This is a genomic window from Acinetobacter dispersus (assembly GCF_009884975.1).
GTDB lineage: Bacteria > Pseudomonadota > Gammaproteobacteria > Pseudomonadales > Moraxellaceae > Acinetobacter > Acinetobacter dispersus.
Genome location: NZ_CP041970.1, coordinates 205,410 through 229,422 on the forward strand (window position 1 = coordinate 205,410; position 24,013 = coordinate 229,422).

General features: G+C 40.3%; 22 protein-coding genes. 14 read left to right on the top strand and 8 right to left on the bottom strand.

Annotated features, from left to right (window positions below):
• The first annotated feature begins 99 nt into the window (after nt 1-99).
• Together FPL17_RS00790 and FPL17_RS00795 are read left to right on the top strand one after the other, a co-directional pair.
• A complete protein-coding gene (locus FPL17_RS00790) occupies nt 100-1,482 on the top strand; it encodes an amino acid permease (RefSeq protein ID WP_151715893.1) in 1,383 nt (460 codons plus the stop codon).
• 243 nt (nt 1,483-1,725) lie between these two features.
• Complete coding sequence (locus FPL17_RS00795; protein WP_159882550.1) at nt 1,726-2,787, top strand: DUF6670 family protein; 1,062 nt, start codon at nt 1,726-1,728, stop codon at nt 2,785-2,787.
• 110 nt (nt 2,788-2,897) lie between these two features.
• Here FPL17_RS00795 and FPL17_RS00800 read toward each other — a convergent pair whose 3' ends face one another.
• On the bottom strand, nt 2,898-3,347 hold the full coding sequence (locus FPL17_RS00800; RefSeq protein ID WP_159882552.1) for an SRPBCC family protein: 450 nt from the start codon (nt 3,345-3,347) through the stop codon (nt 2,898-2,900).
• A gap of 355 nt (nt 3,348-3,702) precedes the next feature.
• On the opposite strand from FPL17_RS00800, the gene FPL17_RS00805 reads away from it, so the two are divergent.
• The 6 genes from FPL17_RS00805 to blp2 all read left to right on the top strand — a co-directional run bounded on the left by FPL17_RS00805 (nt 3,703) and on the right by blp2 (nt 12,033).
• Nucleotides 3,703-4,734 carry a substrate-binding domain-containing protein gene (locus FPL17_RS00805; RefSeq protein WP_004652127.1) on the top strand — a complete coding sequence of 344 codons (1,032 nt, stop codon included), beginning with the start codon at nt 3,703-3,705 and terminating at the stop codon, nt 4,732-4,734.
• A gap of 99 nt (nt 4,735-4,833) precedes the next feature.
• The gene (gene pstC, locus FPL17_RS00810) at nt 4,834-6,213 is read left to right on the top strand and encodes a phosphate ABC transporter permease subunit PstC (RefSeq protein WP_005184021.1); all 1,380 of its coding nucleotides are present in this window, start codon (nt 4,834-4,836) and stop codon (nt 6,211-6,213) included.
• Nucleotides 6,210-7,604 (top strand): phosphate ABC transporter permease PstA, encoded by a 1,395-nt coding sequence (gene pstA, locus FPL17_RS00815; RefSeq protein WP_005184007.1) that lies wholly within the window; start codon nt 6,210-6,212, stop codon nt 7,602-7,604. Before pstC ends, pstA begins: the two co-directional genes overlap by 4 nt.
• A gap of 14 nt (nt 7,605-7,618) precedes the next feature.
• The gene (pstB, locus tag FPL17_RS00820) at nt 7,619-8,533 is read left to right on the top strand and encodes a phosphate ABC transporter ATP-binding protein PstB (protein ID WP_004652130.1); all 915 of its coding nucleotides are present in this window, start codon (nt 7,619-7,621) and stop codon (nt 8,531-8,533) included.
• A 144-nt stretch (nt 8,534-8,677) separates the two neighbouring features.
• Nucleotides 8,678-9,640, top strand: a complete 963-nt coding sequence (gene sohB / locus FPL17_RS00825; RefSeq protein ID WP_151715889.1) for a protease SohB — start codon at nt 8,678-8,680, stop codon at nt 9,638-9,640.
• A gap of 251 nt (nt 9,641-9,891) precedes the next feature.
• Nucleotides 9,892-12,033 (top strand): Ig-like repeat protein Blp2, encoded by a 2,142-nt coding sequence (gene blp2, locus FPL17_RS00830; RefSeq protein WP_159882554.1) that lies wholly within the window; start codon nt 9,892-9,894, stop codon nt 12,031-12,033.
• A gap of 24 nt (nt 12,034-12,057) precedes the next feature.
• Here blp2 and FPL17_RS00835 read toward each other — a convergent pair whose 3' ends face one another.
• Together FPL17_RS00835 and FPL17_RS00840 are read right to left on the bottom strand one after the other, a co-directional pair.
• The gene (locus FPL17_RS00835) at nt 12,058-12,696 is read right to left on the bottom strand and encodes a DUF2238 domain-containing protein (RefSeq protein WP_159882556.1); all 639 of its coding nucleotides are present in this window, start codon (nt 12,694-12,696) and stop codon (nt 12,058-12,060) included.
• A gap of 38 nt (nt 12,697-12,734) precedes the next feature.
• Nucleotides 12,735-13,085 (bottom strand): hypothetical protein, encoded by a 351-nt coding sequence (locus FPL17_RS00840; RefSeq protein ID WP_005145172.1) that lies wholly within the window; start codon nt 13,083-13,085, stop codon nt 12,735-12,737.
• Nucleotides 13,086-13,417: 332 nt separating this feature from the next.
• Between FPL17_RS00840 and FPL17_RS00845 the strand changes: the two genes are divergently transcribed.
• Nucleotides 13,418-13,825 (top strand): hypothetical protein, encoded by a 408-nt coding sequence (locus FPL17_RS00845; protein ID WP_159882558.1) that lies wholly within the window; start codon nt 13,418-13,420, stop codon nt 13,823-13,825.
• Here FPL17_RS00845 and rsmD read toward each other — a convergent pair.
• Nucleotides 13,822-14,370 carry a 16S rRNA (guanine(966)-N(2))-methyltransferase RsmD gene (gene rsmD / locus FPL17_RS00850; RefSeq protein WP_159882560.1) on the bottom strand — a complete coding sequence of 183 codons (549 nt, stop codon included), beginning with the start codon at nt 14,368-14,370 and terminating at the stop codon, nt 13,822-13,824. The two genes, FPL17_RS00845 and rsmD, sit on opposite strands and share 4 nt — an antisense overlap.
• Nucleotides 14,370-16,400, bottom strand: coding sequence for a penicillin-binding protein 2 (gene mrdA, locus FPL17_RS00855; RefSeq protein ID WP_159882562.1), 2,031 nt, complete (start codon nt 16,398-16,400; stop codon nt 14,370-14,372). Before mrdA ends, rsmD begins: the two co-directional genes overlap by 1 nt.
• A 239-nt stretch (nt 16,401-16,639) precedes the next feature.
• On the opposite strand from mrdA, the gene FPL17_RS00860 reads away from it, so the two are divergent.
• The 4 genes from FPL17_RS00860 to FPL17_RS00875 all read left to right on the top strand — a co-directional run bounded on the left by FPL17_RS00860 (nt 16,640) and on the right by FPL17_RS00875 (nt 19,515).
• The gene (locus FPL17_RS00860) at nt 16,640-17,158 is read left to right on the top strand and encodes a hypothetical protein (RefSeq protein WP_159882564.1); all 519 of its coding nucleotides are present in this window, start codon (nt 16,640-16,642) and stop codon (nt 17,156-17,158) included.
• 62 nt (nt 17,159-17,220) lie between these two features.
• Nucleotides 17,221-18,534, top strand: coding sequence for a DUF445 domain-containing protein (locus FPL17_RS00865; protein ID WP_004801253.1), 1,314 nt, complete (start codon nt 17,221-17,223; stop codon nt 18,532-18,534).
• 83 nt (nt 18,535-18,617) lie between these two features.
• Nucleotides 18,618-19,271: an adenylate kinase gene (adk, locus tag FPL17_RS00870; protein ID WP_004801251.1), complete on the top strand. Its 654-nt coding sequence runs from the start codon at nt 18,618-18,620 to the stop codon at nt 19,269-19,271.
• A gap of 61 nt (nt 19,272-19,332) precedes the next feature.
• On the top strand, nt 19,333-19,515 hold the full coding sequence (locus FPL17_RS00875; RefSeq protein ID WP_005208308.1) for a hypothetical protein: 183 nt from the start codon (nt 19,333-19,335) through the stop codon (nt 19,513-19,515).
• Here FPL17_RS00875 and nth read toward each other — a convergent pair.
• Together nth and FPL17_RS00885 are read right to left on the bottom strand one after the other, a co-directional pair.
• Nucleotides 19,512-20,198, bottom strand: a complete 687-nt coding sequence (nth, locus tag FPL17_RS00880; protein WP_159882566.1) for an endonuclease III — start codon at nt 20,196-20,198, stop codon at nt 19,512-19,514. The genes FPL17_RS00875 and nth overlap by 4 nt on opposite strands.
• Entirely contained in the window at nt 20,199-20,996 is a 798-nt protein-coding gene (locus FPL17_RS00885) for an RnfABCDGE type electron transport complex subunit B (RefSeq protein WP_159882568.1), read from the bottom strand.
• A 375-nt stretch (nt 20,997-21,371) separates the two neighbouring features.
• On the opposite strand from FPL17_RS00885, the gene gdhA reads away from it, so the two are divergent.
• Nucleotides 21,372-22,718: an NADP-specific glutamate dehydrogenase gene (gene gdhA / locus FPL17_RS00890; RefSeq protein ID WP_159882570.1), complete on the top strand. Its 1,347-nt coding sequence runs from the start codon at nt 21,372-21,374 to the stop codon at nt 22,716-22,718.
• A gap of 89 nt (nt 22,719-22,807) precedes the next feature.
• Here the strand turns inward: gdhA and FPL17_RS00895 are convergent, their stop codons facing one another.
• Nucleotides 22,808-23,914, bottom strand: coding sequence for an META and DUF4377 domain-containing protein (locus FPL17_RS00895; RefSeq protein ID WP_159882572.1), 1,107 nt, complete (start codon nt 23,912-23,914; stop codon nt 22,808-22,810).
• Nucleotides 23,915-24,013: the final 99 nt, after the last annotated feature.

Consider the following 24,013-nt stretch of genomic DNA (forward strand, 5'->3'; position numbering starts at 1 on the left):
ATAAGAGAGCGAATCAGATTCGGAGCTTCATGTTGAGCTTCGAATCATGCGCTGTATAAAAGGTGTACAGGATGTGACACACACATTGGAGATAAAGTGATGGATGTAAACAATAAACATGAGTTAAAACAAGGATTGTCCAATCGGCATATTCAGTTAATTGCCCTTGGTGGCGCGATTGGTACAGGATTATTTCTAGGTCTTTCACAAACCATCAAGCTGGCAGGGCCTTCTATATTATTGGGCTATGCGATTGCAGGTGTGATTGCTTTTTTAATCATGCGTCATTTAGGTGAAATGGTGGTTGAAGAACCCGTCAGTGGTTCATTTAGTTATTTTGCCAATAAGTATTGGGGCCGCATGGCTGGCTTTATGTCGGGTTGGAATTATTGGGTGCTGTATGTGTTGGTCAGTATGGCAGAACTGAGTGCCATTGGAACCTTTATCCAGTTTTGGTGGCCTGATGTTCCCACATGGCTGACAGCACTGGTTTTCTTTGTGTTGATCAATGCGATTAATCTAGTCAATGTAAGGTTCTTTGGCGAATCTGAATTTTTATTTTCCTGCATCAAGATTGTTGCAATTTTAAGTATGATTGGCTTTGGTGCCTATCTTCTACTTTCAGGTTCTGCTGGACCGCAAGCGGGTATTGCCAACTTATGGCAACACGGTGGCTTTTTCCCGCATGGAGCACATGGTTTTGTCATGGCACTTGCGGTCATTATGTTTGCTTTTGGTGGTTTAGAACTTATCGGAATCGCTGCGGCAGAAACCAAGAAACCAGAAACGACGATTCCTAAGGCAGTGAATCAGATTGTGTACCGTATTTTGATTTTCTATATTGGTGCGATTGGAATTCTATTATGCCTTTATCCATGGAACATGGTGGCAGAAGGCGGTAGTCCTTTTGTCTTAATCTTCCAGTCTCTAAATAGCAATGGCGTTGCCAACGTTTTAAATTTCGTGGTTTTGATCGCAGCCGTTTCTGTTTATAACAGTTGTATTTATTGTAATAGCCGCATGTTGCATGGGTTAGCTGAACAGGGCAATGCACCTGCGATACTGAAAAAAGTGAATGCGCGTGGTATTCCAGTACCTGCTGCCATAGTCTCTGCATCGGTTACTGCCATTTGCGTGGTAGTCAATTATTTAATTCCTGGTGAAGCTTTCCAGTTGTTTATGATGCTGGTTGTAGCTGCTTTAGTGATTAACTGGTTGATGATTTCAGTGACACATTTGAAATTCAATAAAGCAATGCGCCTGAAACAACATCAGACCAAATTTAAAAGTATCTGGAGCCCGTGGAGTAATTATTTAACGATTAGCTTTGTCTGCTTTATTCTGATTATTATGGCGATGACACCTGATATGCGTTTAGCTGTTATTCTTGGACCGATTTGGTTAGGTGTTTTAGCCCTGATGTACGTACTAAAATATAAAAAGAAGGACGTAATTTCTACGGCTGCTCAACCAAATATTTGAGTTTAAGTTTGACTAAGTAGCGCAAGAAAAAGGAGTCCAATATTTGGGCTCTTTTTATTTATATAAGGTACAAATCGCTGTGTTGTAGCGCCAAGCTCATCAAAATGTCATTTTTTGTCAAAAAATTAGGTTCTTTCTCAATAAATTATCGTTTGAAAAATGGTTATTTTATAGCTTGCTGTAAATATGATCAAAGATGATTTCTAAGTCATTAGACATCACTAGAAAACGAGAAAAATAAAGATGAGCAATCAGTGGCCAGCATTAACAAGTTTTATCAAGCAACTCCATCATGCGTTAGATAAGCCAACAGTACAGGCTGATTGGTCTTTCCCACCAGAATATGCACTTAAACCTGAACATCGAATGCAGCAACGGGGATGGAGCCGTTATGGCGTTATCATTCCTGACCTACCATATCCACATCATTTTTTTACATTTCTGTCGATTATGAGTTCAACAGCAGCACTCACAACTGAAGCTGATCCGCTGTTACAGACTCGCTTTGGACAGAATGCCATGATTGTGACGGGGACTGCCGCGAAAATGGCAAAACATTTTCAGAGCTATTCGGTTCCTAAAAGTCCTCAGTCTTTTGATCATCCTGCATTTTTAAAATTTGGAAAGGAGATCACCATTGAGGGGAGGTATCCAGATTATCATGTTGCAATTCAGCATAATGAATTTGAACTTGATATCGGTTTTAAAAATACCAATCAGGTTTCTTGGTTTATACAAATGCCAATGTATGACCATTTCAGCTTATTGTCTCACTATGAAGGATTGTTTAATTATCAGGGTGTTGAGCAAAAGATCTCTGGATTATGTACTTTTGAATATGCTTTTTGCATGAGTCCAATTACACCACAAGATCAATTGGGGGCTGCGAATGAAAAGATTCCTTTAGATTTCAGTACCTATCATATTATTTCATTGGATGATCAGACTCAGCTTTTACTGAATGAAACACATTTAAAAGGTGAAAAAGTTGTGAGTAGAGCCTTTCTTCGAAATCTAAATGGAGAGAGTCAGAACTTGGAGGCTGAATTTGAAGTCTTGAGTTATCAATCGCGTTTGGCTGTTGCGATAGACGGACGCAATATTAAGTTGCCTTACTTATTCCGTTGGCTCATCAAAAATCAACGGGATAATGATGAAATTACCATATATGGCGAAGTGGATACGACAATGCTATATGGGGTCGGCAATGGTTATGTTGGAGGATATCATTTTCAGGGAATTTATTTAGAGGCTGTAATAGAGGGGCGGGCCTATATGGAATATGTTGATCGAAGAGCGGGGTAATCATTTACTGACGACACGGAGCCAAATGAATTAAATAAATCAAATTGCTTCCCAGCTATTACATAAAGCATCGCCATCCATGTTCTTTATTGCTCAGGTTGATTCAATATTTAGAAGGGCGGAAATTTGTCCTGTACCAGATTAAGTTCTAGATCATGTTCTAAATAGGCTTTAAGGCTATCTAGAACGGTTGTAAAACCACCAGTACTATCAATAATAAAAGCAATCAGTTCATCGCCTTGTAAAGGGATATTGTAGTTTTGAATCCTGATATAGGTTTGGTTGTCCCTTAAAGCTTCAAAGATAAAGTCAACGCTACTGTTCGGTTCACCCCATTGGATTTGAATCAATTCATTGGCAATGATTTTTGTCACATTCACTTTTGTCGAAACTTGATATTTTTCCCATGTCCATTCAACGGTTTTACCTTGTTCAAGCTTTGCTGTTGCTGAACTAAACCAAAACTTTGAGGTGATTTCAGGATCTATAAATGCTTCGAACACCTGTTGAATAGGTTTACGGATCATCATTTGTGTTTCAATTGTGACAGGATTTAGCATGCGATCTATGCTTTTTGATAGGGAATTGTCATAAAACATATATAAACTGTGTGATACGACCAAGATGCTTTTTGTTAAGCAAATATTCTTCCCTTGATTAAAACTTTATGAAATTCAGTATGTAGTTGTTGGTTCTTCTTCTGTATACCTAAAGTTTTTTGTAAAAATACAGAGAAAAATACGGCTTTATGACCAAGAATTTTCAAAAAATTAATCTTGAGAAATGACCATCACAAAAGCGTCATAAAGTTGTCACTTAATTGTCATATTATCTGCTCAAAATGCAGTTAACCAAAGTACAACACTTAAACAGAAAAGAGTTGTAAATCAAATTGCATAAATGAGAGAAAACAGAATGCGCTTAAATCCACGTCACATCGCAATTGCATTAGCTGTATCTGGGGCAACTGTAGCAACGACTGCGAATGCAGCTCGTGATACGATTCAAATTGCTGGTTCATCTACTGTATTACCGTTTGCAAGTATTGTTGCTGAAGAGTTTGGCAATACATTCCCACAGTTCAAAGCACCAGTTGTTGGTTCAGGTGGTACGGGCGGTGGTTTGAAACAATTCTGTCAAGGTGTGGGCGATAACACCATCGATATCGCAAATGCTTCACGTCAAATTAAAGACACTGAACTTGATGCATGTAAGAAATCTGGCGTAAACCAAGTACAAGAAATCAAAGTGGGTTATGACGGTATCGTATTTGCATCAAACGTAAAAAAAGCAGCGTATAAATTAAAGCCAGTTCATGTCTTTACTGCTTTATCTGCACAACTTCCTTCAAATGGTAAATTAGTTCCAAACCCATATACAACTTGGAACCAAATTGATAAATCATTACCAAATGAGCCGATTACTTTAGTTATTCCTGCTTCTAACCACGGTACACGTGAAGTTTTCCAAGAGAAAATGGTTGATGCGGGTTGTGAAGCATTTGATTACTACAAAGCTTTAAGCAAAGATGATCAAAAGAAAGCATGTTCAACCTTCCGTAAAGATGGCCGTGTGATCGAAATTGCGGGTGACTACACAGAAACTTTAGCTCGCTTGAAGACATCTCCAAACGCAGTAGGTGTATTCGGTTTAGGTTTCTATGATTCAAACCGTGATAAATTACGTGTAGCGACTGTAAATGGCGTAACTCCATCTGAGAAAACAGTATTGGATGGTAGCTACCTTGTTTCACGTCCATTGTTCTTCTACGTGAAAGGCGAGCACTTGAAATCAATCAAAGGCTTACCACAATACACAGAATTCTTCTTAAACAAGAAAATTTCTGGTAAAGGTTCTAAATTAGAAAAAGCTGGTTTGATTCCTTTAAGCGACAAAGAGCGCGCAAAAATCCTAGCTGATTTCAAAGCTGGTAAATCAGTTAAGTAATATTGTTAAAAGGGAGGCTGGTGAGACGTTGGATCATCAGCCTTTTTGTCTAGCTAAGTTTTTTCAAATCATGAAAATTGAGAAAACAGTGGAGATTACATGAATCTGCTACTTATCGGTGTGTTATTAGCCCTTGTGGCAATTGCATATCAAATCGGGCTGAGCAAAAGCCGTAACCTAGCAGGTAAGGGAAATAACTCAGCAACACTACATTCTCGTCCAGGATATTATGGGGCGTTGGTTGCTTTGTGGTGTGGTATTCCTGCTTTTTTAATTTTGATTATTTGGAACTTGGTTGAACCAAGTATTTTACAACATATTATTTTCAATAATATTCCTGCATCTGTGAGTTCGACCTTAGATGCGGCAGGCCGTGATGTTTTAACCAGTCGAGTGCAAGCAATTGCGTCTGGTTTCGGGGTAACAGATCAGCCAGCAGCATATGAAGTTGCAGCAGCACAACAACTTGCTAAATTCCAGACCATTGGCTCCTTTGCAAAACTTGCAGTGGTGATTAGTGCTGGATTGGCTGGTTTAGTTTGGGCAAAGCGTCATGTGAGCCAACAATTCCGTGCACGTAACCAAGTCGAAAAAACCATTAATGTTGCTTTGATTCTGTGTTCAGGTGTCGCAATCCTGACAACAATCGGTATCGTTTTATCGATGTTGAAAGAGGCGTTACACTTTTTTCATTTTGTTAGCCCAGTTGATTTCTTCTTTGGTACTGAATGGAACCCAGGCTTTAGCACTTCAGGGAATGCAGAAGGTAGCTACGGCATCTTACCGCTGATTTGGGGTACTTTAATGGTCAGTGGTATCGCATTATTGGTTGCTGTGCCGATTGGTTTGTTGGTTGCGATTTATTTGGCTGAATATGCATCACCAAGCTTGCGTTCTTGGGCAAAACCTGCGATTGAGGTTTTGGCGGGGATTCCAACCATCGTTTATGGCGTATTCGCTTTAATGGTCATTGGCCCATTCTTCAAAATGGTGGGTGAGAGTGTTGGTATCAATATTAATGCGACCAGCGCACTAACCGCAGGTTTTGTAATGGGCATTATGATTATCCCATTCGTCTCCTCATTATCTGATGACATCATTACTCAGGTGCCTCGCGCTTTACGTGATGGTTCTTTGGGTTTAGGTGCAACGAAATCAGAAACGATTCGTCAAGTCGTTCTACCAGCTGCCTTACCAGGGATTACAGGTGCGTTCTTGCTTGCCGTATCGCGTGCAGTGGGTGAGACCATGATTGTGGTGCTTGCAGCTGGGAACAGTCCATTGTTGCATGCAAATCCATTTGAAGCAGTTTCAACAGTAACCGTCACGATTGTGAAGCAATTAACGGGGGATACTGACTTTGCGAGCCCGCAAGCACTGGTGGCATTTGCCCTAGGTTTAACGCTGTTTGTGATTACTTTGGGTCTAAACATTATTGCACTGTACATCGTGCGTAAATATCGTGAGCAATACGAATGAGTTCATCAAATACATCTCCTCTGGATCCGAACCTATTGGATCCTCAAGTAGCTGCTGAACAACGTGAGCAGCGTAAAAGAAAGATCCAAAGTTCTTTGGCTAAGCGTCATCGTAAGGAAAAAACGTTCCGCTTTGCAGGTATCTCGGCTGTTGTTATCGCTTTGGCATTTGTTGCTTTATTGTTTGGTAGCATCTTGGCGAAAGGTCTGCCTTCATTTTGGCAAAGCAGCATGACTGTCCCTGTTTATTTTGATCCAGCAATTATCAATGTTGGCGCGAAACCAAAACAAACAGCAGGTGAAACACCAGCTCACTTTGAAGAGCGCATGGTGGCTTGGCAAACTGAAATGGGTATGGTGGATTGGGATGCTTTGATCGTAAATGGCATCGTTGCTAAAAACAAAGCATTAGAGCCTCAACGTGATTATCTCAGCAGTTTATATACCAGTTCTGAAGCATACCGTTTGCGTGATATGGTACTTAAAAATCCTGCGCTGATTGGAAGCAAAGAAGAGATCAAATTCTTAGCAGATGCCAATGTTGATGTGTGGTTAGCGGGTAATATTGACCGTAGCTTACCTGATGATCAGCAACAGCTTGAGCCAGAAGTACGCCAGTTGGCAGATCAGTTAAAAGCGGAAGGAATTATTAAAAGTACTTTCAATACCAACTTGTTCTTTAGCCCAGACTCTCGTAGTTCACCTGCAACAAGTGGTTTAGCTGGCGCATTCATGGGTTCATTATTCATGATGATGATCGTGATTGTGATCTCGATTCCAATTGGTGTGGCAAGTGCAATTTATCTTGAAGAGTTTGCACCAAAGAACATGATGACGGACATTATTGAAGTCAACATTAACAACTTGGCTGCGGTTCCTTCGATTGTGTTTGGTTTACTGGGTGCAGCTATCTTTATTGGCTGGATGCAATTGCCATTATCAGCACCATTGGTCGGTGGTTTGGTTCTGAGCCTAATGACTTTGCCAACCGTGATTATCACGACACGTGCATCGTTAAAAGCAGTGCCGCCTTCGATTCGTCAAGCTGCCTTGGGTCTAGGTGCATCGAAAGTACAAACCATTTTTCATCACGTATTACCACTGGCGTTACCAGGTATTATGACAGGTGCAATCATTGGGGTTGCACATGCATTGGGTGAAACTGCTCCGTTGCTTTTAATCGGAATGAGCGCCTTCGTTGCAAGCGTGCCGACAACACCACTCGATCAAGCGACAGCATTGCCAGTACAAGTTTATTTATGGCAAGGTAATGAATTGCGTAACTTCTTCGAAGGACGTACTGCAGCAGCGATTATTGTTTTACTGGCATTAATGATTGGTTTGAACAGCCTTGCCATTTGGCTCCGTAAGAAATTTGAAGTGCGTTGGTAATTGAGGAGAGTACAATGAATACGATTGATATTATGAACGCCGTAGAAAAGGATAAATCAGTGAATCCACAGCAAAAAGAATTTACGTCATCTGAAGCGCAAGTTCAGCAATCAAATACTGCATTTGTCTCTCAGTTTGAAACGGCTTCTTCAAATAAAAAGCCAAAAACGAGCGAAGTGAAAATCAGTACCAAAGATGTTCATGTTTACTACGGTGAAACTGAGGCAATCAAAGGGATTGATCTTGATGTTTACCAGAATGAAGTGATTGCATTCATTGGTCCATCAGGTTGTGGTAAGTCGACATTCTTACGTACTTTAAACCGTATGAATGACACCATTGATAGCTGTCGTGTGACGGGTAAAGTGACCTTAGATAATCAAGATATCTACGATCCAAACCTTGATGTAGTGTTATTGCGTGCACAAGTCGGTATGGTATTCCAAAAGCCAAACCCATTCCCGAAATCAATTTTTGACAATGTTGCTTATGGCCCTAAATTACATGGTCTGGCACGTGATAAGTATGATTTAGAAGAAATCGTGGAAAATAGTTTGCGTAAAGCAGGTTTATGGGACGAAGTCAAAGATCGTTTGAGTCAGCCAGGTACAGGCCTCTCAGGTGGTCAGCAACAGCGTTTATGTATTGCACGTACCATTGCTGTGAGCCCAGAAGTAATTTTAATGGATGAGCCATGCTCGGCACTCGATCCAATTGCGACCGCAAAAATTGAAGAATTGATCTCAGAATTGTCAGAACAATTCACTATTGCAATCGTCACTCACTCTATGCAGCAAGCAGCGCGTGTCTCTGACCGTACAGCTTACTTCCATTTGGGTGACTTGATTGAAGTGAACTCGACTGAAAAAGTGTTTACTCAGCCTGATCATCAATTGACTGAAGCCTATATTACAGGGCGTTTTGGTTAATTTTTTACGATTATATAAAAAGGGTCCTCGGACTCTTTTTATATATAAATGAAAATGAATCTATTTTGCAAAATCGCTATTGAATTTTTATTGAGCAGACCACATCTTAGAACAATAACGCCGAACTTATAGAGCACATACTTCATGTTATTCCATTTACCTAAGTTTCCTGCTGAAATTCGTATTAGTCACCTCAATGCGCGTGTGAATGAACAAAGAAAAAGAATTGCGCAAACTACAGCATCTCGTTTGGAGTTATTGCAACTTGTTCAACAGCTTGCCAAAGAAGCCAAGATCCGTAAAAAAAATGATCAAAAAATCTATGTTCTCGACTTTAAAGGGGATGTTCAAGCTTCTGCAGTAGATACCATTCGTGAAGAAATTACATTGATTTTAGCGACTGCCAAAGCAGGGCATGACCGTGTTGTTGTTCGCTTGGAAAGTCCTGGTGGAATGGTGCATGGCTATGGTCTTGCAGCGGCTCAATTGGTGCGTTTACGTGATGCAGGCTTTCACGTCACCATCTGTGTCGATAAAGTTGCAGCCAGTGGTGGTTATATGATGGCATGTATTGCCAGCGAAATTATTTCTGCACCGTTTGCTGTGGTTGGTTCGATTGGTGTGGTTGCACAAGTGCCAAACTTCAATCGTTTGTTAAAACAACATAATGTTGATTTTGAATTATATACCGCAGGTGAATACAAGCGTACCGTGACTATGTTTGGTGAAAATACACCAGAAGGTAAGGCCAAGTTTGAAGAAGAATTACAGCAAACCCATTCTTTATTTAAACATTTTGTTGAGAAATATCGCCCTCAACTGGATATTACAAAAGTGGCAACAGGCGAGCACTGGTATGGTGAGGATGCGCGTGAGCTGAACTTGGTTGATAAGCTACAGACCTCGGATGAGTATTTATTAAGCCTATTACCAAAGCATGATATTTATGTGATTAATACCCGTAAACGTCCAACTTTTGGTGAGAAATTAGGTTTGCAAGCTGCACAAATGGCAGAGAGTTTAATTCCAACTGTGCTCAGTAAAATTACCGATAGTCTTGCAAAAGCAAATAGCACATTGGTACAAATGCGTGATCCTAAATTTTAAGCATATGCATTCAATTGCTCAGTAAAAAGACCAGCCTATAGGGCTGGTTTTTTCTCACTTATATTTATGATTTTAATCATAGATCATATTGATATTTGAACATTTGGTTAATTAAACAAACATGACAAAACTTCTGATAGAAGAGATTGTAGTCATATCGATCATTTGATATTTTATTTGCAAGATGAATTACTTAATTATTCATTAATCGAAGAATTATTTAAAAATATAATTGATAAGTGAGCATAATAATGACAAGAGTCGTTGTTTTTTCAAAGAAAAACTCGAATATTCTACACGATGCGCAACTAAAAAGTGTGGTTTTGGACCAACCTTCAATTGTGCAAATTGGCGTAAATCAGGCGGATATTAAGTCAATTATCAAACAAGGCAATGATCTTGTCATTACATTAAAAAATGGTGAGAAAATTATTGTTAGTGATTTCTATACCGATGGAAATCTGACGGAAAATAGTTTGGCAATTTCTAAAACAGATGGTTCCTATGCAATCGCTGAATTTGATGATTCAGGAAAGTTTGTAGGTTATTCACTAGCGACATCACTGGCGCAATTTGCATATACCGAGCCAGTTACACAAGCAGCGCCTGTTCAAAGCAGTGAGAATGATTTAGGCATTAGTAAATCACAATTATGGAAAGTCGGCTTAGCAGCTTTAGTCGCAGAAGGCGCGTATTTGTGGGCCGTCAAAGATGACGATAAAGATGACAAAAATAAGAGTGATAATCAGCCAATAGATATCACTCCACCCGCAATTAAAGCCACAATAGCAACGGATGATTCGCAAACAATCACTGTAAAAACAGAGGCAAATGTTAGAATTGAAATTAAAGATTCAACTGGGAAAATACTTGCTACGGGACAAGCGGATGCTCAAGGAAATTATACCTTTAAATTATCCCAGCCCTTGCCAGCAGGTGAAAAAGTTACAGTAACGGCAATTGATAGTGCTGGAAATGCTACTAAGAGTGAAGTGATTGGAAATAAAGATGTGACCCCACCTGATGCACCAATGGCACAATTGAATGCGGATGGTACGATTGTCTCTGGCAAGACTGAAGCGAATGCTAAGGTGTCAATTTACGACGCTGATAGGAACTTACTTGGCACGGTTACCGCAAATAAAGAAGGTCTATACTCAATTAAAGTTTCTCCACCCTTAACTAGTGACAAGGGCGGGACAGTGATTGCTGAAGATGCGGCAGGGAATAAATCCACTCCATCTAAAGTCATTGCTGGAAAAGATACTTTGCCACCTGACCAACCTTTGGTTGATGTAAATAAAGAGGGGACTTCCATTCAAGGGCGTGCTGAAGCCAACAGCAAAGTACAGATAAAAGATGCCGATGGAAAAGTGATTGGCAGCGGAACTGCGGATGCACAAGGCAAATTTCAAATTACGCTTTCAACCGCATTAGCTGCAGATAAAAAAGCATCGATTATTATTGAGGATGCAGCAGGCAACCAATCCAAACCACTTGAAATTACAGCTGGAAAAGACACCATTGCACCAGACAAAGCCTTAGTGCAAATTAACGCAGCTGGTGACTCTGTTACAGGGACTGCCGAAGCCAACAGTAAGGTGGAAATTAGAAGTGCTAATGGAAAGACTGTGTTGGGTACAGGCACTGCGGATGCTGAAGGAAAATTTACCATTACACTATCACCTGTTTTGACGGATAAAAATATCGGCAAAGTTTATGTCGTTGATGCGGCAGGTAATCGCTCCGAGGCAACGGATGTAATTGGTACCAAAGACACTATTGCCCCAAATAGTCCAGTTCTGCAAAAAGTCACAGATGATGTCGGTGCGGTAAAAGGAATTATTGCAGCGGGGAGTGATACGGATGACAGTAAACCAAAGTTAGAAGGTATGGGCGAAGCAAAAGCCGTACTTACGATTTATGATAATGGACAACCTATAGGAACTGTCACTGTAGGGGATAATGGAAACTGGAGTTTTGAAATTACCAAAGACTTAGCGTTGGGGCTACATAAAATTACGTTGACTCAGACTGATGCAGCTGGAAATATAAGCGAAGTGAGTAGCGCATTTAGCTTTAATGTAGTTGCACCTGCAGCGAAAGCCTCTTTGGCAGATACGATTGATTTGAATACGTTGCAAACCCATCCAGTTGAACCTGTATCTGAATCGACGGCTACGGAAAAGCCTGCTGTAAATGAATTGTTAACATCTTCTAATCAAGCTTCAAATCAGTTAGATAGCATTTTAGATCAATTGCTTGTTGGTCAAACACCAACCACAGTAGCGAGCAATTCAGAAAATTCGGATTCAGCTCATCTTGATTATGCACAAAGTATCAAAGCTGATCCATTAGATCAGCTTGCTGTGTTGCAACACTCTATTATTTAATAGACATTCTGAACAAAAGAACGCTTATTTTTGAATAAGCGTTCTTTCTTTAAGGAGTTGAATGATGCCGATCAGAAGTGCTCCCACTGTAGCGAGGAACATGTCTTTGTGAGCATCCCAAATATCACCTTGTTGACCATTATAGTTCTCTGCATCTTCAGGGGATAAGCCGATTGCAATCCACCACTCGATCAATTCATAGAACATACTCGATGCCATGACAAATTGAATCACAAGCAAGAATAAGGTAAATGGTTTGGCTGAGGGTAACCAGACTTGAAAACAACGATAAAAGAACGGATAAAGCAGTAAACCATAAGCAAAATGAACCAGCCGATCATACATATTGCGTGACCAGCCCATACTTTGATTGAGATCAAAATGAAACAGGTTTTCAATCCATTCATTATATGGAACATATGAATAGAGATAATGTGCACCTAGAATATGAATCAGAAGAAAACCAAGGTAGAGGCAAAAACTATAAAAACTAATGCCGATCTTCTTCATGACGACAATCAAGGCAATCAGCATCAATACAGTACCCGCTTGGTGCAATAAATAGGCTTCAAATTCAAGCGGCTGAATACTTGCTATCCCGACGATCAGTAGCAGAATAGCAAGTGCAATATAATGTTTTAAAGTCAGTTGTTTTTCGATCATGCTGTATCCTAAATACAGTCAGGCAAATGTTATTGATTTTACTCAGTGGTTCCTAAAGCGATTGTTTCTTTAGTTGCAGAGATACCACCAAGTGCCTGACAAGCTTGTTTATATAATTGATATTTTTGTTGTACAACTTCATCAAGTGGAATGTCAAAGAGATCTTCACCATTTTTATATTGCTCAATATAGTTTGCTGCTTTCTCTTTATTGGCTGCCAATGACTGTTGATAAAAATTTGACATAGAAGAGGTGGCTAACTCATTGGATTCAATATTATTACATTGAAAACTCTGTAGCACTTTTTCAGCGCGTTTTACTTCATTTGATTTTCCAAAGATGCAACCTGTTAAGCTCACGGTGGCAATGAGTAAGTACAAAAGCTTCATGATCGATAAAGTAGAATTTTAAAGGACGTATTATTGTATATATGATTCATTTTATAAATTAATTATTTATGTCTAACACGATAAAATTTAATCTTTTTTCAATGTGAAGATTTTATTGGACAAAAAATAAATCGCATGATTTTGCAAAATACGAAAACGAGGAAGAACGAAATTGGTGTTTGTGGGTCTTTAATTGATGTTGCGAATACTCATTGTATGGGAGGCTAGGGACAAAGCATGTATGTTTAAGAGAAGATTAAAATATTCAATCGGTTGATATAAAATGATTTTTAGCGTTATGCTAAATAGGGGCATCATCAAAACATCTTGTTATGCATATTAAGCACGTTCTTTTATTCTGTTTCCTGATCAGCTTATCACTTGGATCTTATGCAGATGACTATGATTTTTTTGCAGAGCATGATCAAGAAGACACAGAACAAATGTTTGATTCGGCCTATCCACAGAGCAAAACTGAATACTCAGTTCTGCATAATCTATTTTTTCAGAATGAGCGTTGGCGTGTATATAACTATACAGCGTATCAAACCAATCAATTTAACCATAAGATGTTGACAGGTGATACCACTAGCCTTTCACTCGATGATTTTTCGATTTCAGTGGGCTACGGCATGATGTATCAATTGAACCAGACCAATCGAATAGGTTATGAATATCTGTCTAGTTTTCCTTTTGATCGTGGGCAATTAATTCGATTTTTCTGGTTAAGAATCTTTTAACTGGTTTTTTGATATAACCCAGCTCGTACGATCCCTGCTTTGGTTTCTTTGATTTTTTGCCATGTGTTTGGCAATTTTAATTGAGATAGGTCTCGATCTGCTTCTACGTAGATAAAGGCATTGTTGCTGATCATAGGATCAGCCAGTTCAGCTAGCTCTTGCCATAGATCAAGGCTATAGGGTGGATCTAGAAAGATCACATCAAAGAATTCATTTAATTTTTTTAAGGTCTGTTGTGCTGTTGCGACATGTAATTGGCAATTTTCAGCTTTTAATAATTGAATATTGTCTTTTAAAAAGCGGGCTTGGGTTGGATCGGGTTCGATCATGACCACTTTGGCTGCACCACGGGACAGTGCTTCGAAACCTAATGCACCTGAGCCTGTGCAGAGGTCTAAGACCTGTGCATTCTGGATATCCCACATCAACCAATTGAACAAGGTTTCACGGACACGGTCAGGAGTGGGACGTAAACCATCGATACTTGCAAAGGGCAGAGTACGACGCTTCCATTCACCACCAATAATACGTAATTGATTTTTCATTATTCAGTCACTCCATCCGTAGGTTGAGGTGCTGGAGCTGCAACAGGAGAAGAAGCAGCAGGTGCGGTTGCTACGGGGCTTGATGCTGGTGCTGCATTTTGTGTTGCTGCCGAGTTTGCCATAGATAACTCACCTGGCTTGATTCCAGCAGTCATCAAACCGCCACTTACTTGATGGCTGGCTGGGCGAAGTGGATTCTTTTTACGGGTTACGAGCCAATAATCGAAGATTGGACGCGCAATTTGTGCAGCTGAACCACCATGCTTACCATTTTCCCAAACCACTGCAATCGCAATTTCTGGATTATCTGCAGGGGCAAAGCCTACAAATAGACCATGGTCCCATTGTCGAGATGAAAGTGCTGACTCATTATAGCGTTTGCCTTGGGCAATACTTTTAACTTGCGCTGTACCTGTTTTACCTGCAATTGAATATTGTAAGCCACCCTTAATGCCACGTCCCGTCCCTGACTGGATCACGTCTACCATTGCATCATGCATATTGGTCCAGTCTTGCTCTGTACCATTAAACTGGATTTTGCCGTCAGGTGCATTGTGTACAGCAAACTTTTTGGCACCTTTGGTTTCTCTTAATACATGCGGCGTAACATGTGAGCCTTTATTGGCAGTGATCGCAGTGGCCATAGCCAATTGTAATGGTGTTGCAGTAAAAGCACCTTGCCCAATACTGACCGAAATAGTTTCACCTTTTAGCCATTTCGACTTACGGGTACGCATTTTCCATTCTGGGCTTGGATACAGACCAGAACTTTCACTCGGTAAGTCGACCCCAGTTTTTTCACCAAAGCCAAATTGGCGCATCCAGTCGTTCATTTTTTCAATGCCCATACGATAGGACAGTACATAGAAATAAGTATCGCAGGACACAATTTGTGCTTTATGCATATTGACTGAACCATGACCACTTTTCTTATGGTCGCGGAAGCGGTGGCTATCACCAGGCAGTGAGAAATAACCAGGATCAGAGATCGCTGTACTCCAATCAACAAGACCGTAATGAATACCGCCTAAACCAAACATTGGTTTAATGGTAGAACCTGGTGGGTAAGCCCCCTGAACCGCGCGGTTATATAGCGGTTGATCGAGGTTATCACGCAGGCCACTATAGTCTTTGGAGCTAATCCCTGTAACGAAGAGGTTTGGATTAAAACTTGGGCTAGAGACCAGTGCGAGGATTTCTCCTGTACGTGGGTCCATCGCGACAATCGCACCACGACGATCTGCCAATTGTTTTGCCGCAATAGTTTGCAGACCATAATCAAGCGATAAATATAGATCATTCCCACGTGCTGGATTCTGGCGACCTAAATTGCGCAATACATTTCCGTGCGCATCGGCTTCGACAGATTCATAGCCAGGAATACCATGTAACAGGTCTTCATAGCTTTTTTCGACCCCAATTTTACCAATCAGGTTGGTTCCAGCGTATAAATCCTTATCAATAGACTTGAGTTCTTTATCATTGATACGTCCCACATATCCAATTACATGTGCAAACAATTCCCCATGTGGATAATAGCGGGTCATTTGGGTTTCAATTTTGACCCCAGGAAAGGCGTATTTCACTTCACTGAATTTGGCAATATCAGCTTCAGTCAAATTTAATTTGATCGCAAGGCGTTCAGTTTTACGTGCTGTTTTGACACGGCTTTTAAAACGATCAACATCATCCTGAGTCAATCCTAAGATTGGGATTAAACGTGTAATGGTGTCGTCAATATCGCTGACATCAGCACGGCTTAGGGTTGCCGTAAAAACAGGGTAGTTATCTGCCAACAATACGCCATTACGATCGTAGATATAGCCACGAGCGGGCGCTAAAGGTTGTAAACGAATCCGGTTCTTATCTGAGGCCGTTGTAAAATCATCGTAATGAACAATCTGTAAATATGCATAACGACAGATCAGTAACAGTAGAAAAATAGTCACAATCGAAATTGCAAAAAAGATTCGACCTCTATAAATGCGCTTTTCTTGTTGCATGTTTTTTAAAGGAAAGTGCTGTTTCATAGAGTGTCGACTTAATTACAAGATTGAGAGAATACGAAAGCTACGCATTTTAACGTAAGTTGCATGATCATACTGTAGAATTTTCAACAATTCATGCAAATGATAGCGCGACAGTTTTTGACTTTGCAGACATGAAAATTGTATGGTCTTGTATATTAGAAGCAAAATAATTCTGTTAAAGTCACAAACAGTTTGAAATAGGATTTTCCAATACACTCTTAGGGAAAATGGAGAAAATAATGAGAAAAATTTGCCTTTTATTATCGGTTTTAACACTTACAGGCTTAAGTCATGCAGATGATAGTCCATTCAAGCCTGAGCCAAAACTAAAAGATGCAAACGTTTCAACATGGAATGTAGGTGCAGGTTTTACCAAAAAATTATTACACGCCAACCTTGAATGGGTAAATCCGTATGGTATTGCCTATGCCAAAGCAGGGGCATTTCTAAATGATGACAATGAGGCTGGTGGACAAGTTGGCTTTCGTTATCCGTACTATTTAACAGGTACAGATAAAAATGGTTATTACCTTGGTGTCTATGCGGGCCATCTAGACAGTAAGAACTATGGTGGTAAGCAAAAGGGCAATCTGGGGGTCGGTGCTGATATTGCTTATGTTTGGTTGAATAGCGAACGTATCAGTACTTTTAGTGTAGGCGCTGGGGTACGTGAAAAAATAGAAGATGGAAATGGTAATACTGTGAAAAAATCAGAGCCAGTTCTTCAGTTTTCTTATACCTTAAGTTTTGGTTTATAAGAGAGGAATCCAGATTCATCCTTTTATAGGCCACCCTGTATCAATAATTCTGAGAGTCATGCATGTTTGATTACGTCAATGAATTGTGGCAGATTTTCTTAAATCGACCTGACCATCTGGCAGTCTTGAGTATCATCCCTGTGACCGCCTTTGTGACATGGGCACACGTGTGGATGGCATTGAAAATGGTATTTTACCCAATCAACTTTTGGGGATTCCATTTAGGACCATTACCTGTCGGTTGGCAAGGAATTGTGCCACGTAAAGCTGGACGTATTTCAGGCATCATTACCGACAACACCTTATCTAAACTGGGTTCATTGCGTGAGTTTTTAGAAGCAATGGATCCTGAAGATATGGCCATGATCATTGGTGAACAAGTTGGTTTTGAACTTGAGCATCTGATTGATGAGGTGATGATTGACCGTAATGCAGTACTTTGGGAAAACTTACCTTATTCAATTAAGCGTCGTATCTACGCGCAAGCACATAAACAGTTGCCAACGACACTTCGGGAACTTGTGACTGAGCTGACCATGAACGTCGAGTCACTGGTGGATATGCGTGAGATGGTGGTGAGCCAAATGGAAGGCGACCGTCGTTTAATGGTACGCATGTTCCTGAAAGTAGGCCAGAAAGAAATTAATTTTATTTGGCATATCAGCGCCTTAATCGGGATGTTCTTTGGTATTTTCCAAATGATCGTTTGGTTTGTGGTGCCATGGCACTGGACGGTTCCGTTTTGGGCAGCGATCTGGGGCTTTTTAACCAACTGGATTGCGATCTGGATGGTATTTAATCCGATTGAACCACACTATATTCGTTATCCGCAGATTTTCCGCTTGACCAAAGACCGTAAATTTCCGTGGATTGTACCTGTGTTAAAAATTGGTACTTACAACGTTCAAGGCGCATTTATGAAGCGTCAGGAAGAGGTTTCCGATGTATTTGCCAGTGTGGTGACTGAAGATTTAATTACCTTAAAGTCCATCATGACTGAAATGATGTATGGCAGTAAAAAAGACAAAACCCGTCGTATTGTCAAGCGGCACATCAATGAAATTATGGAAACCCCACTGGTCAGAACCTCTTTGCAGCTTTCATTAGGGCCAAGAGAATATGCTAGACTCAAGACTGACTTGATTGATCGCTCAATTGAAATTACCATGGGACCAGTATGTGACCCAGCTCTGAATGCAAGTCGCGCGCAGAAGATCTTTCAAATGTTTAGAGACCGCATCCGTGAACTAACACCGAAAGAGTTCCAGAACTTATTGCGTCCTGCGTTCCAAGAAGATGAGTGGATCTTAATTGTACTAGGTGGTGTGACTGGTTTCTTTGCCGGTTTAATTCACTTATTTGTTGCTTTCTTATAATTAATTTGATGTTGGTTGAGCGATAAGTCTGTATGATATTGCTCAATTTAAGATTTATTGTTTTTAAATGAGGATGTTCTTTTATGCGCATTATTTTACTCGGACCACCTGGGGCAGGCAAAGGTACTCAAGCTCAGTTGATCTGTAAGCGCTACAATATCCCACAAATTTCAACCGGTGATATGCTCCGTGCTGCAATTCGTGAAGGTACTGAACTTGGCTTAAAAGCGAAAAGCGTCATGGAATCAGGTGGTTTAGTATCTGATGAACTGATTATTGGCTTGGTTAAAGAACGTATTGCTCAGCCTGACTGTGAAAATGGTTGTATCTTTGACGGTTTCCCACGCACAATTCCACAAGCTGAAGCATTAGAAACAGCTGGAATTAGCATTGATCACGTAATTGAGATTGCTGTACCTGACGAAGAAATCGTACAACGTCTCTCTGGTCGTCGTCAGCACCCAGCTTCTGGTCGTGTTTATCACATCGTTTACAATCCACCAAAAGTGGAAGGTAAGGATGATGAAACAGGCGAAGACCTTGTTCAACGTCCAGATGACCAAGAAGAAACGATTCGTAAGCGTCTTGGATCTTACCACAGTGAAACTGAACAACTTGTTGGCTTCTATCAAGGCCGTGCTGCTTCTGGTGAAAATGCGCCTACTTATGACAAGCTAGATGGTTTACGTGCAATCGAAAACGTTCAAGCTGATTTATTTGCAATCTTAGATAAATAATTTAAGTTGCCGATTTTAAAAGAGCTCTGAATACAGAGCTCTTTTTATTTGGAGAAAGCTCATGCTAAAAGTTGTTTTAATTTTAGTGGTTATTTTCAGCATCGTTTTACTGTTATTTCTTTTGTATCAAAGTCAGAAAATGTTGCGTCATGTACAGAAACAGCAGGCTTTGGAAAATAAATTGAATGGTAAAGCTCGCCAATTGCATCCAAAACTGCAACAGCAAAAAAAACCTCAGGACTAACTGAGGTTTTTTATTGTGATTGGTTTGCTTGCGCCAAATTCAAAACGATCTGGCCAGTTACAGACATCTGCAACGATGCATTCACCACACTTTGGTTTCCGTGCGATACAGCAATAACGACCATGTAAGATCAGCCAGTGATGTGCATCAATAATAAATTCTTTCGGAATTACTTTAATCAAGCGATCTTCTACTTCTAAAACATTTTTCCCAACAGCTAAACCAGTGCGGTTACCGACACGGAAAATATGCGTATCGACTGCCATCGTTGGTTGACCAAAAGCAGTATTCAGCACCACATTCGCCGTTTTACGTCCTACACCGGGTAGCGCCTCTAGCTCTTTGCGTGTTTCTGGAATTTGTCCTTGATATTGATCCACCAAAATTCGGCAGGTTTTAATCACGTTTTCAGCTTTAGAGTTATATAAGCCAATGGTCTTGATATATGATTTTAAACCATCAATTCCGAGGTCTAAAATGGCTTGAGCGGTATTGGCAACAGGATACAGTTTATCCGTGGCTTTGTTGACACTGACATCAGTCGCTTGAGCAGACAGCAATACTGCAATCAGTAGCTCAAAAGGAGAGGAATAGTTCAGCTCGGTCTGTGGATGTGGTCTTTGCTCACGTAAACGTTCAAAAAAGGTCTGGATCTGCTTTTTAGTCATATTTTTTACGGACATTTAGACCTCCTGCAATTCAGTTAAACGTTGTTGTAAAGCAATTAATTGGGCTTGCTTTGATTCATCAGCACGAACACTGAGTTGTTTTTCGAGTTTTTTAATCTGGGTGCGTACTTTTGCAAGTTCGATTGTTGTTTTTGCATCGAGTGTGGTGTTTTCTTTCGGCTTATCCGCCAAGGTTATCACGGGGACATTATGGAGTGCCTGAGAAAATTGGGCGAAAAATTCCACATCAATTTCAGCACGTACAATAGGCCCTTTACGGCTCAAGCGACGTTTTTCTTCACGTTGGATATGCGCGTAATAACGATGTCTTAAATCATCCTGTTCGGTCTCACGCTGCATTGTGGTGGGTAAAGGTTGGGTATCTTCAACCAGATCAATGCAGTCGACTGGACAAGGTGGAATGCATAACTCACAACCTGTACATAGGTCAGTCAAAATACTATGCATTAATTTGCCACTACCAATAATTGCATCTACAGGGCAGGCGCTAATACATTTGGTACAGCCAATACATTCATCTTCACGAATCACTGCTTTGATCCGTTGCGGTCGACCATCCAGTTGAATATCCCAAACGCTGGGTTCAGCTTTGAGTTGCGGGCGTTCTAACAAGGCTGCCAGTGCATCTGCAACAGGTTGTCCACCAGGCACACATTTATTGGCTTCCTCACCCTCTGCAATCGATTTTGCGTAAGGTAAGCAGCCATCACGATGCCCACATAAACCACATTGTGTTTGTGGTAACAGTTGGTCAATTTGGACAATAAGCGCATGTTGTGCAGTTGGGGACATGTATCGAAGATGAAGCAAAAAAACAGGGAGCTTAGTATATCAAATAATGATTTATCGCGGCGAAGCAATCGAAAAATATCCATAGCGTTGAAAACTGGTTATGCTTAAAAATAGTGCTTTTATTGATGTTTTTTAGTGCAATTAAATTTTTAGATCAATCTGTTTTCCTGTTGGAATGTGACTTTTTCTACATTTTTGACCTTTATTTATTATCTAAATAATGAATATTTATTAATCTAAGATTATGATTTTAATTAATAAAAATAGTTAAGCTTAAAAATAATATTGTGATGAAATAGTAATCTGTATTTAATAGTGGAAAACTCTATTTTGGTGCATTTTTGGCACCAAGATAAATCACAGGCTCGGGGGTGAATGTTGAAATACAATAGCTTAAATGACTTTCTGGATTATGTTAAAGCTAGAGATCCATATCAACCTGAATTTTTGCAGGCGGTCGAAGAAGTGATGACCAGCTTGTGGCCATTCATTGAGAAAAATCCGAAATATGCTCAATATGGCTTGCTAGAACGACTGGTTGAACCTGAGCGAGCGATTCAATTCCGTGTATCGTGGATGGATGACCAAGGCCAGACCCATGTCAATCGTGGTTTCCGCGTTCAATACAACTCTGCAATTGGTCCATACAAAGGGGGAATGCGTTTCCATCCTTCTGTGAACTTGTCCATTTTAAAGTTTTTAGGCTTTGAACAAACATTTAAAAATGCGCTAACTACTCTGCCAATGGGCGGTGGTAAAGGTGGTTCGGATTTTGACCCGAAAGGTAAATCTGAAGCAGAAATCATGCGCTTCTGCCAAGCTTTGATGCTGGAGTTATACCGTCATCTCGGCTCAAATACCGATATTCCTGCTGGGGATATTGGGGTGGGTGGTCGTGAAGTTGGCTATATGACCGGTATGATGAAGAAGTTAAGTAACGACACATCATGTGTATTTACAGGTAAAGGGATTTCATTTGGCGGTTCATTGGCTCGTCCTGAAGCAACAGGCTATGGCACAGTGTATTTTGCAGAGGAAATGCTGAAAACTCGTGGCGATAGCTTTACCAATAAAACCGTATCGATTTCAGGTTCAGGCAATGTGGCGCAATATGCTGCCGAAAAGGCGATGTTCTTAGGTGCTAAAGTCGTAACTTTGTCTGATTCAAATGGTACGGTCTATTTAAAGAATGGCTTCACTAAGGCTTTGCTCGATGAAGTGATGGAACTGAAAAATGTTCAACGTGGTCGTATCTCAGAATTCGCATCAAAGCATGGTTTTGAATATTTCGAAGGCAAAACTCCGTGGCATATCCCCGTAGATATTGCTCTACCTTGTGCAACGCAAAATGAGCTCAATGCTGAAGATGCAATAACGTTATTGGCGAATGGCGTGATTTGTGTAGCAGAAGGCGCGAATATGCCATCTACACTTGAAGCGGTTGAAAAATTTATTGCAGCGAAAATCCTGTATGCACCAGGTAAAGCATCGAATGCAGGTGGGGTAGCAACCTCAGGTTTGGAAATGTCGCAGAATGCCAATCGCTTGGGTTGGTCATTTGAACAGGTTGATGAGCGCTTACATGCGATTATGAAAGAGATCCATCGTAACTGTGTCAAATACGGGACTCAGGAAGATGGCTCAATTAACTATGTTGATGGGGCGAATATTGCAGGTTTTGTAAAAGTTGCTGATGCAATTTTAGCGCAGGGTATTTATTAAAAATCGTACGAAATCCCTCTTTAATAAAGAGGGGCTTCCCATAAAAAATCCGATGACAAAGCATCGGATTTTTTTATTTCTGAATGAAATTATGGTTTTTTCACAATCTCTTGCTCAACAACCATATCGAGTACGTCTGCAATGCTTGATTGGTCAGCAGCAGGGTTTTTAATGTCAAAACGTTTAACACGTACAATCACACGTTGTTGTGGGTTGTGTTCAAAACCTTCGATTTGACCGTAGTACAATGACCAGTTTTTATCTGCGTAAGTTTTTAAACCTTTGTCATCATATTTGATTTCACGAACTTGCATACAAGTTTGTGGAGCAACACCTGTGCAAGACTTAGTTTCTGGTGAAATTTCCAAGAAAACAGTTTTACCTTCAGACTGGTATTTCGCTTCTGGGGTCATTTTACCAACGAAAGTATATTTTTGACCTTTAGCATCCGCGATTACCAACGTTGGTTGCTCTGGGTTGGTTGCATTTACTTCAAACGCGATTTGACGTTTTTGTAGAAGATCACCCGCGAATTTTTCTTGTGCCATCAATGCTGGTTCACATGCCATCATGGTTGATGCACCGTCGCCCGTAGCGATTAAACCATTTTCAATTTTCCATGACGTATTTAAACGGTTGCAACCTGTGTCTACAGATAAACGATCGTTCGCTAAGAAGCTTAATACGATTGGACGCTTAGTATTAGCAGGTTGATATGACCAAGTGTAGTTGGTTAATACGTTGCTATTTGCCACTTTTGCACCTGTAAATACATGCTTTTGACCTTTAGCATCAGTAACAGTCAAAATTGCTTGACCATTTACTGTGCTGATTTCAAATGGTACTTTTTTCTCGCTGAAGATGTCAGCAGATAAACGCTCTTGCTGCATTAAATCGTCAGCACAAGCCATCATTGTTGATACAAGCGGGGAAGTTACAATCTTGTTGCCTTCAACAGCCCAAGTACCGCCTTGGTTGTTACACCCAGTTTGGATTGCAAGTTTTTGGTCAGCGTTAAAAGATAACACTAAAGGTTTAGATGCTTTAGAACCTTGGTAAGTCCAATTATATTCAGTTAGGTTTTTTGCAGCAGTTGTATTAATTTGAGAAATTACATTATCAGTTACATTTTGCACAGTTTGGCACGCCATTAAAGAAAGCGGAAGTAATGCAAGAACTAAATATTTGATTTTCATATTCAAAACAACGATAAATAAATAACAGACATAAGCTTAAAGGATTCTTAAAAAGAGAACATGTCATCCTTTTAGCAATTAAGTTTGTTAAATGTTTCT

What these genes read in the sequence shown, in the direction of transcription:
- FPL17_RS00895 (WP_159882572.1), bottom strand. Translation starts at nt 23,914, where the DNA reads ATGAAAATCAAATATTTAGTTCTTGCATTACTTCCGCTTTCTTTAATG.
- adk (WP_004801251.1), top strand. Translation starts at nt 18,618, where the DNA reads ATGCGCATTATTTTACTCGGACCACCTGGGGCAGGCAAAGGTACTCAA.
- FPL17_RS00885 (WP_159882568.1), bottom strand. Translation starts at nt 20,996, where the DNA reads ATGTCCCCAACTGCACAACATGCGCTTATTGTCCAAATTGACCAACTG.
- FPL17_RS00835 (WP_159882556.1), bottom strand. Translation starts at nt 12,696, where the DNA reads ATGATCGAAAAACAACTGACTTTAAAACATTATATTGCACTTGCTATT.
- FPL17_RS00790 (WP_151715893.1), top strand. Translation starts at nt 100, where the DNA reads ATGGATGTAAACAATAAACATGAGTTAAAACAAGGATTGTCCAATCGG.
- FPL17_RS00800 (WP_159882552.1), bottom strand. Translation starts at nt 3,347, where the DNA reads ATGCTAAATCCTGTCACAATTGAAACACAAATGATGATCCGTAAACCT.
- rsmD (WP_159882560.1), bottom strand. Translation starts at nt 14,370, where the DNA reads ATGAAAAATCAATTACGTATTATTGGTGGTGAATGGAAGCGTCGTACT.
- pstA (WP_005184007.1), top strand. Translation starts at nt 6,210, where the DNA reads ATGAGTTCATCAAATACATCTCCTCTGGATCCGAACCTATTGGATCCT.
- FPL17_RS00840 (WP_005145172.1), bottom strand. Translation starts at nt 13,085, where the DNA reads ATGAAGCTTTTGTACTTACTCATTGCCACCGTGAGCTTAACAGGTTGC.
- FPL17_RS00875 (WP_005208308.1), top strand. Translation starts at nt 19,333, where the DNA reads ATGCTAAAAGTTGTTTTAATTTTAGTGGTTATTTTCAGCATCGTTTTA.
- FPL17_RS00865 (WP_004801253.1), top strand. Translation starts at nt 17,221, where the DNA reads ATGTTTGATTACGTCAATGAATTGTGGCAGATTTTCTTAAATCGACCT.
- nth (WP_159882566.1), bottom strand. Translation starts at nt 20,198, where the DNA reads ATGTCCGTAAAAAATATGACTAAAAAGCAGATCCAGACCTTTTTTGAA.
- pstB (WP_004652130.1), top strand. Translation starts at nt 7,619, where the DNA reads ATGAATACGATTGATATTATGAACGCCGTAGAAAAGGATAAATCAGTG.
- FPL17_RS00805 (WP_004652127.1), top strand. Translation starts at nt 3,703, where the DNA reads ATGCGCTTAAATCCACGTCACATCGCAATTGCATTAGCTGTATCTGGG.
- blp2 (WP_159882554.1), top strand. Translation starts at nt 9,892, where the DNA reads ATGACAAGAGTCGTTGTTTTTTCAAAGAAAAACTCGAATATTCTACAC.
- sohB (WP_151715889.1), top strand. Translation starts at nt 8,678, where the DNA reads ATGTTATTCCATTTACCTAAGTTTCCTGCTGAAATTCGTATTAGTCAC.
- mrdA (WP_159882562.1), bottom strand. Translation starts at nt 16,400, where the DNA reads ATGAAACAGCACTTTCCTTTAAAAAACATGCAACAAGAAAAGCGCATT.
- FPL17_RS00845 (WP_159882558.1), top strand. Translation starts at nt 13,418, where the DNA reads ATGCATATTAAGCACGTTCTTTTATTCTGTTTCCTGATCAGCTTATCA.
- FPL17_RS00795 (WP_159882550.1), top strand. Translation starts at nt 1,726, where the DNA reads ATGAGCAATCAGTGGCCAGCATTAACAAGTTTTATCAAGCAACTCCAT.
- gdhA (WP_159882570.1), top strand. Translation starts at nt 21,372, where the DNA reads ATGTTGAAATACAATAGCTTAAATGACTTTCTGGATTATGTTAAAGCT.
- pstC (WP_005184021.1), top strand. Translation starts at nt 4,834, where the DNA reads ATGAATCTGCTACTTATCGGTGTGTTATTAGCCCTTGTGGCAATTGCA.
- FPL17_RS00860 (WP_159882564.1), top strand. Translation starts at nt 16,640, where the DNA reads ATGAGAAAAATTTGCCTTTTATTATCGGTTTTAACACTTACAGGCTTA.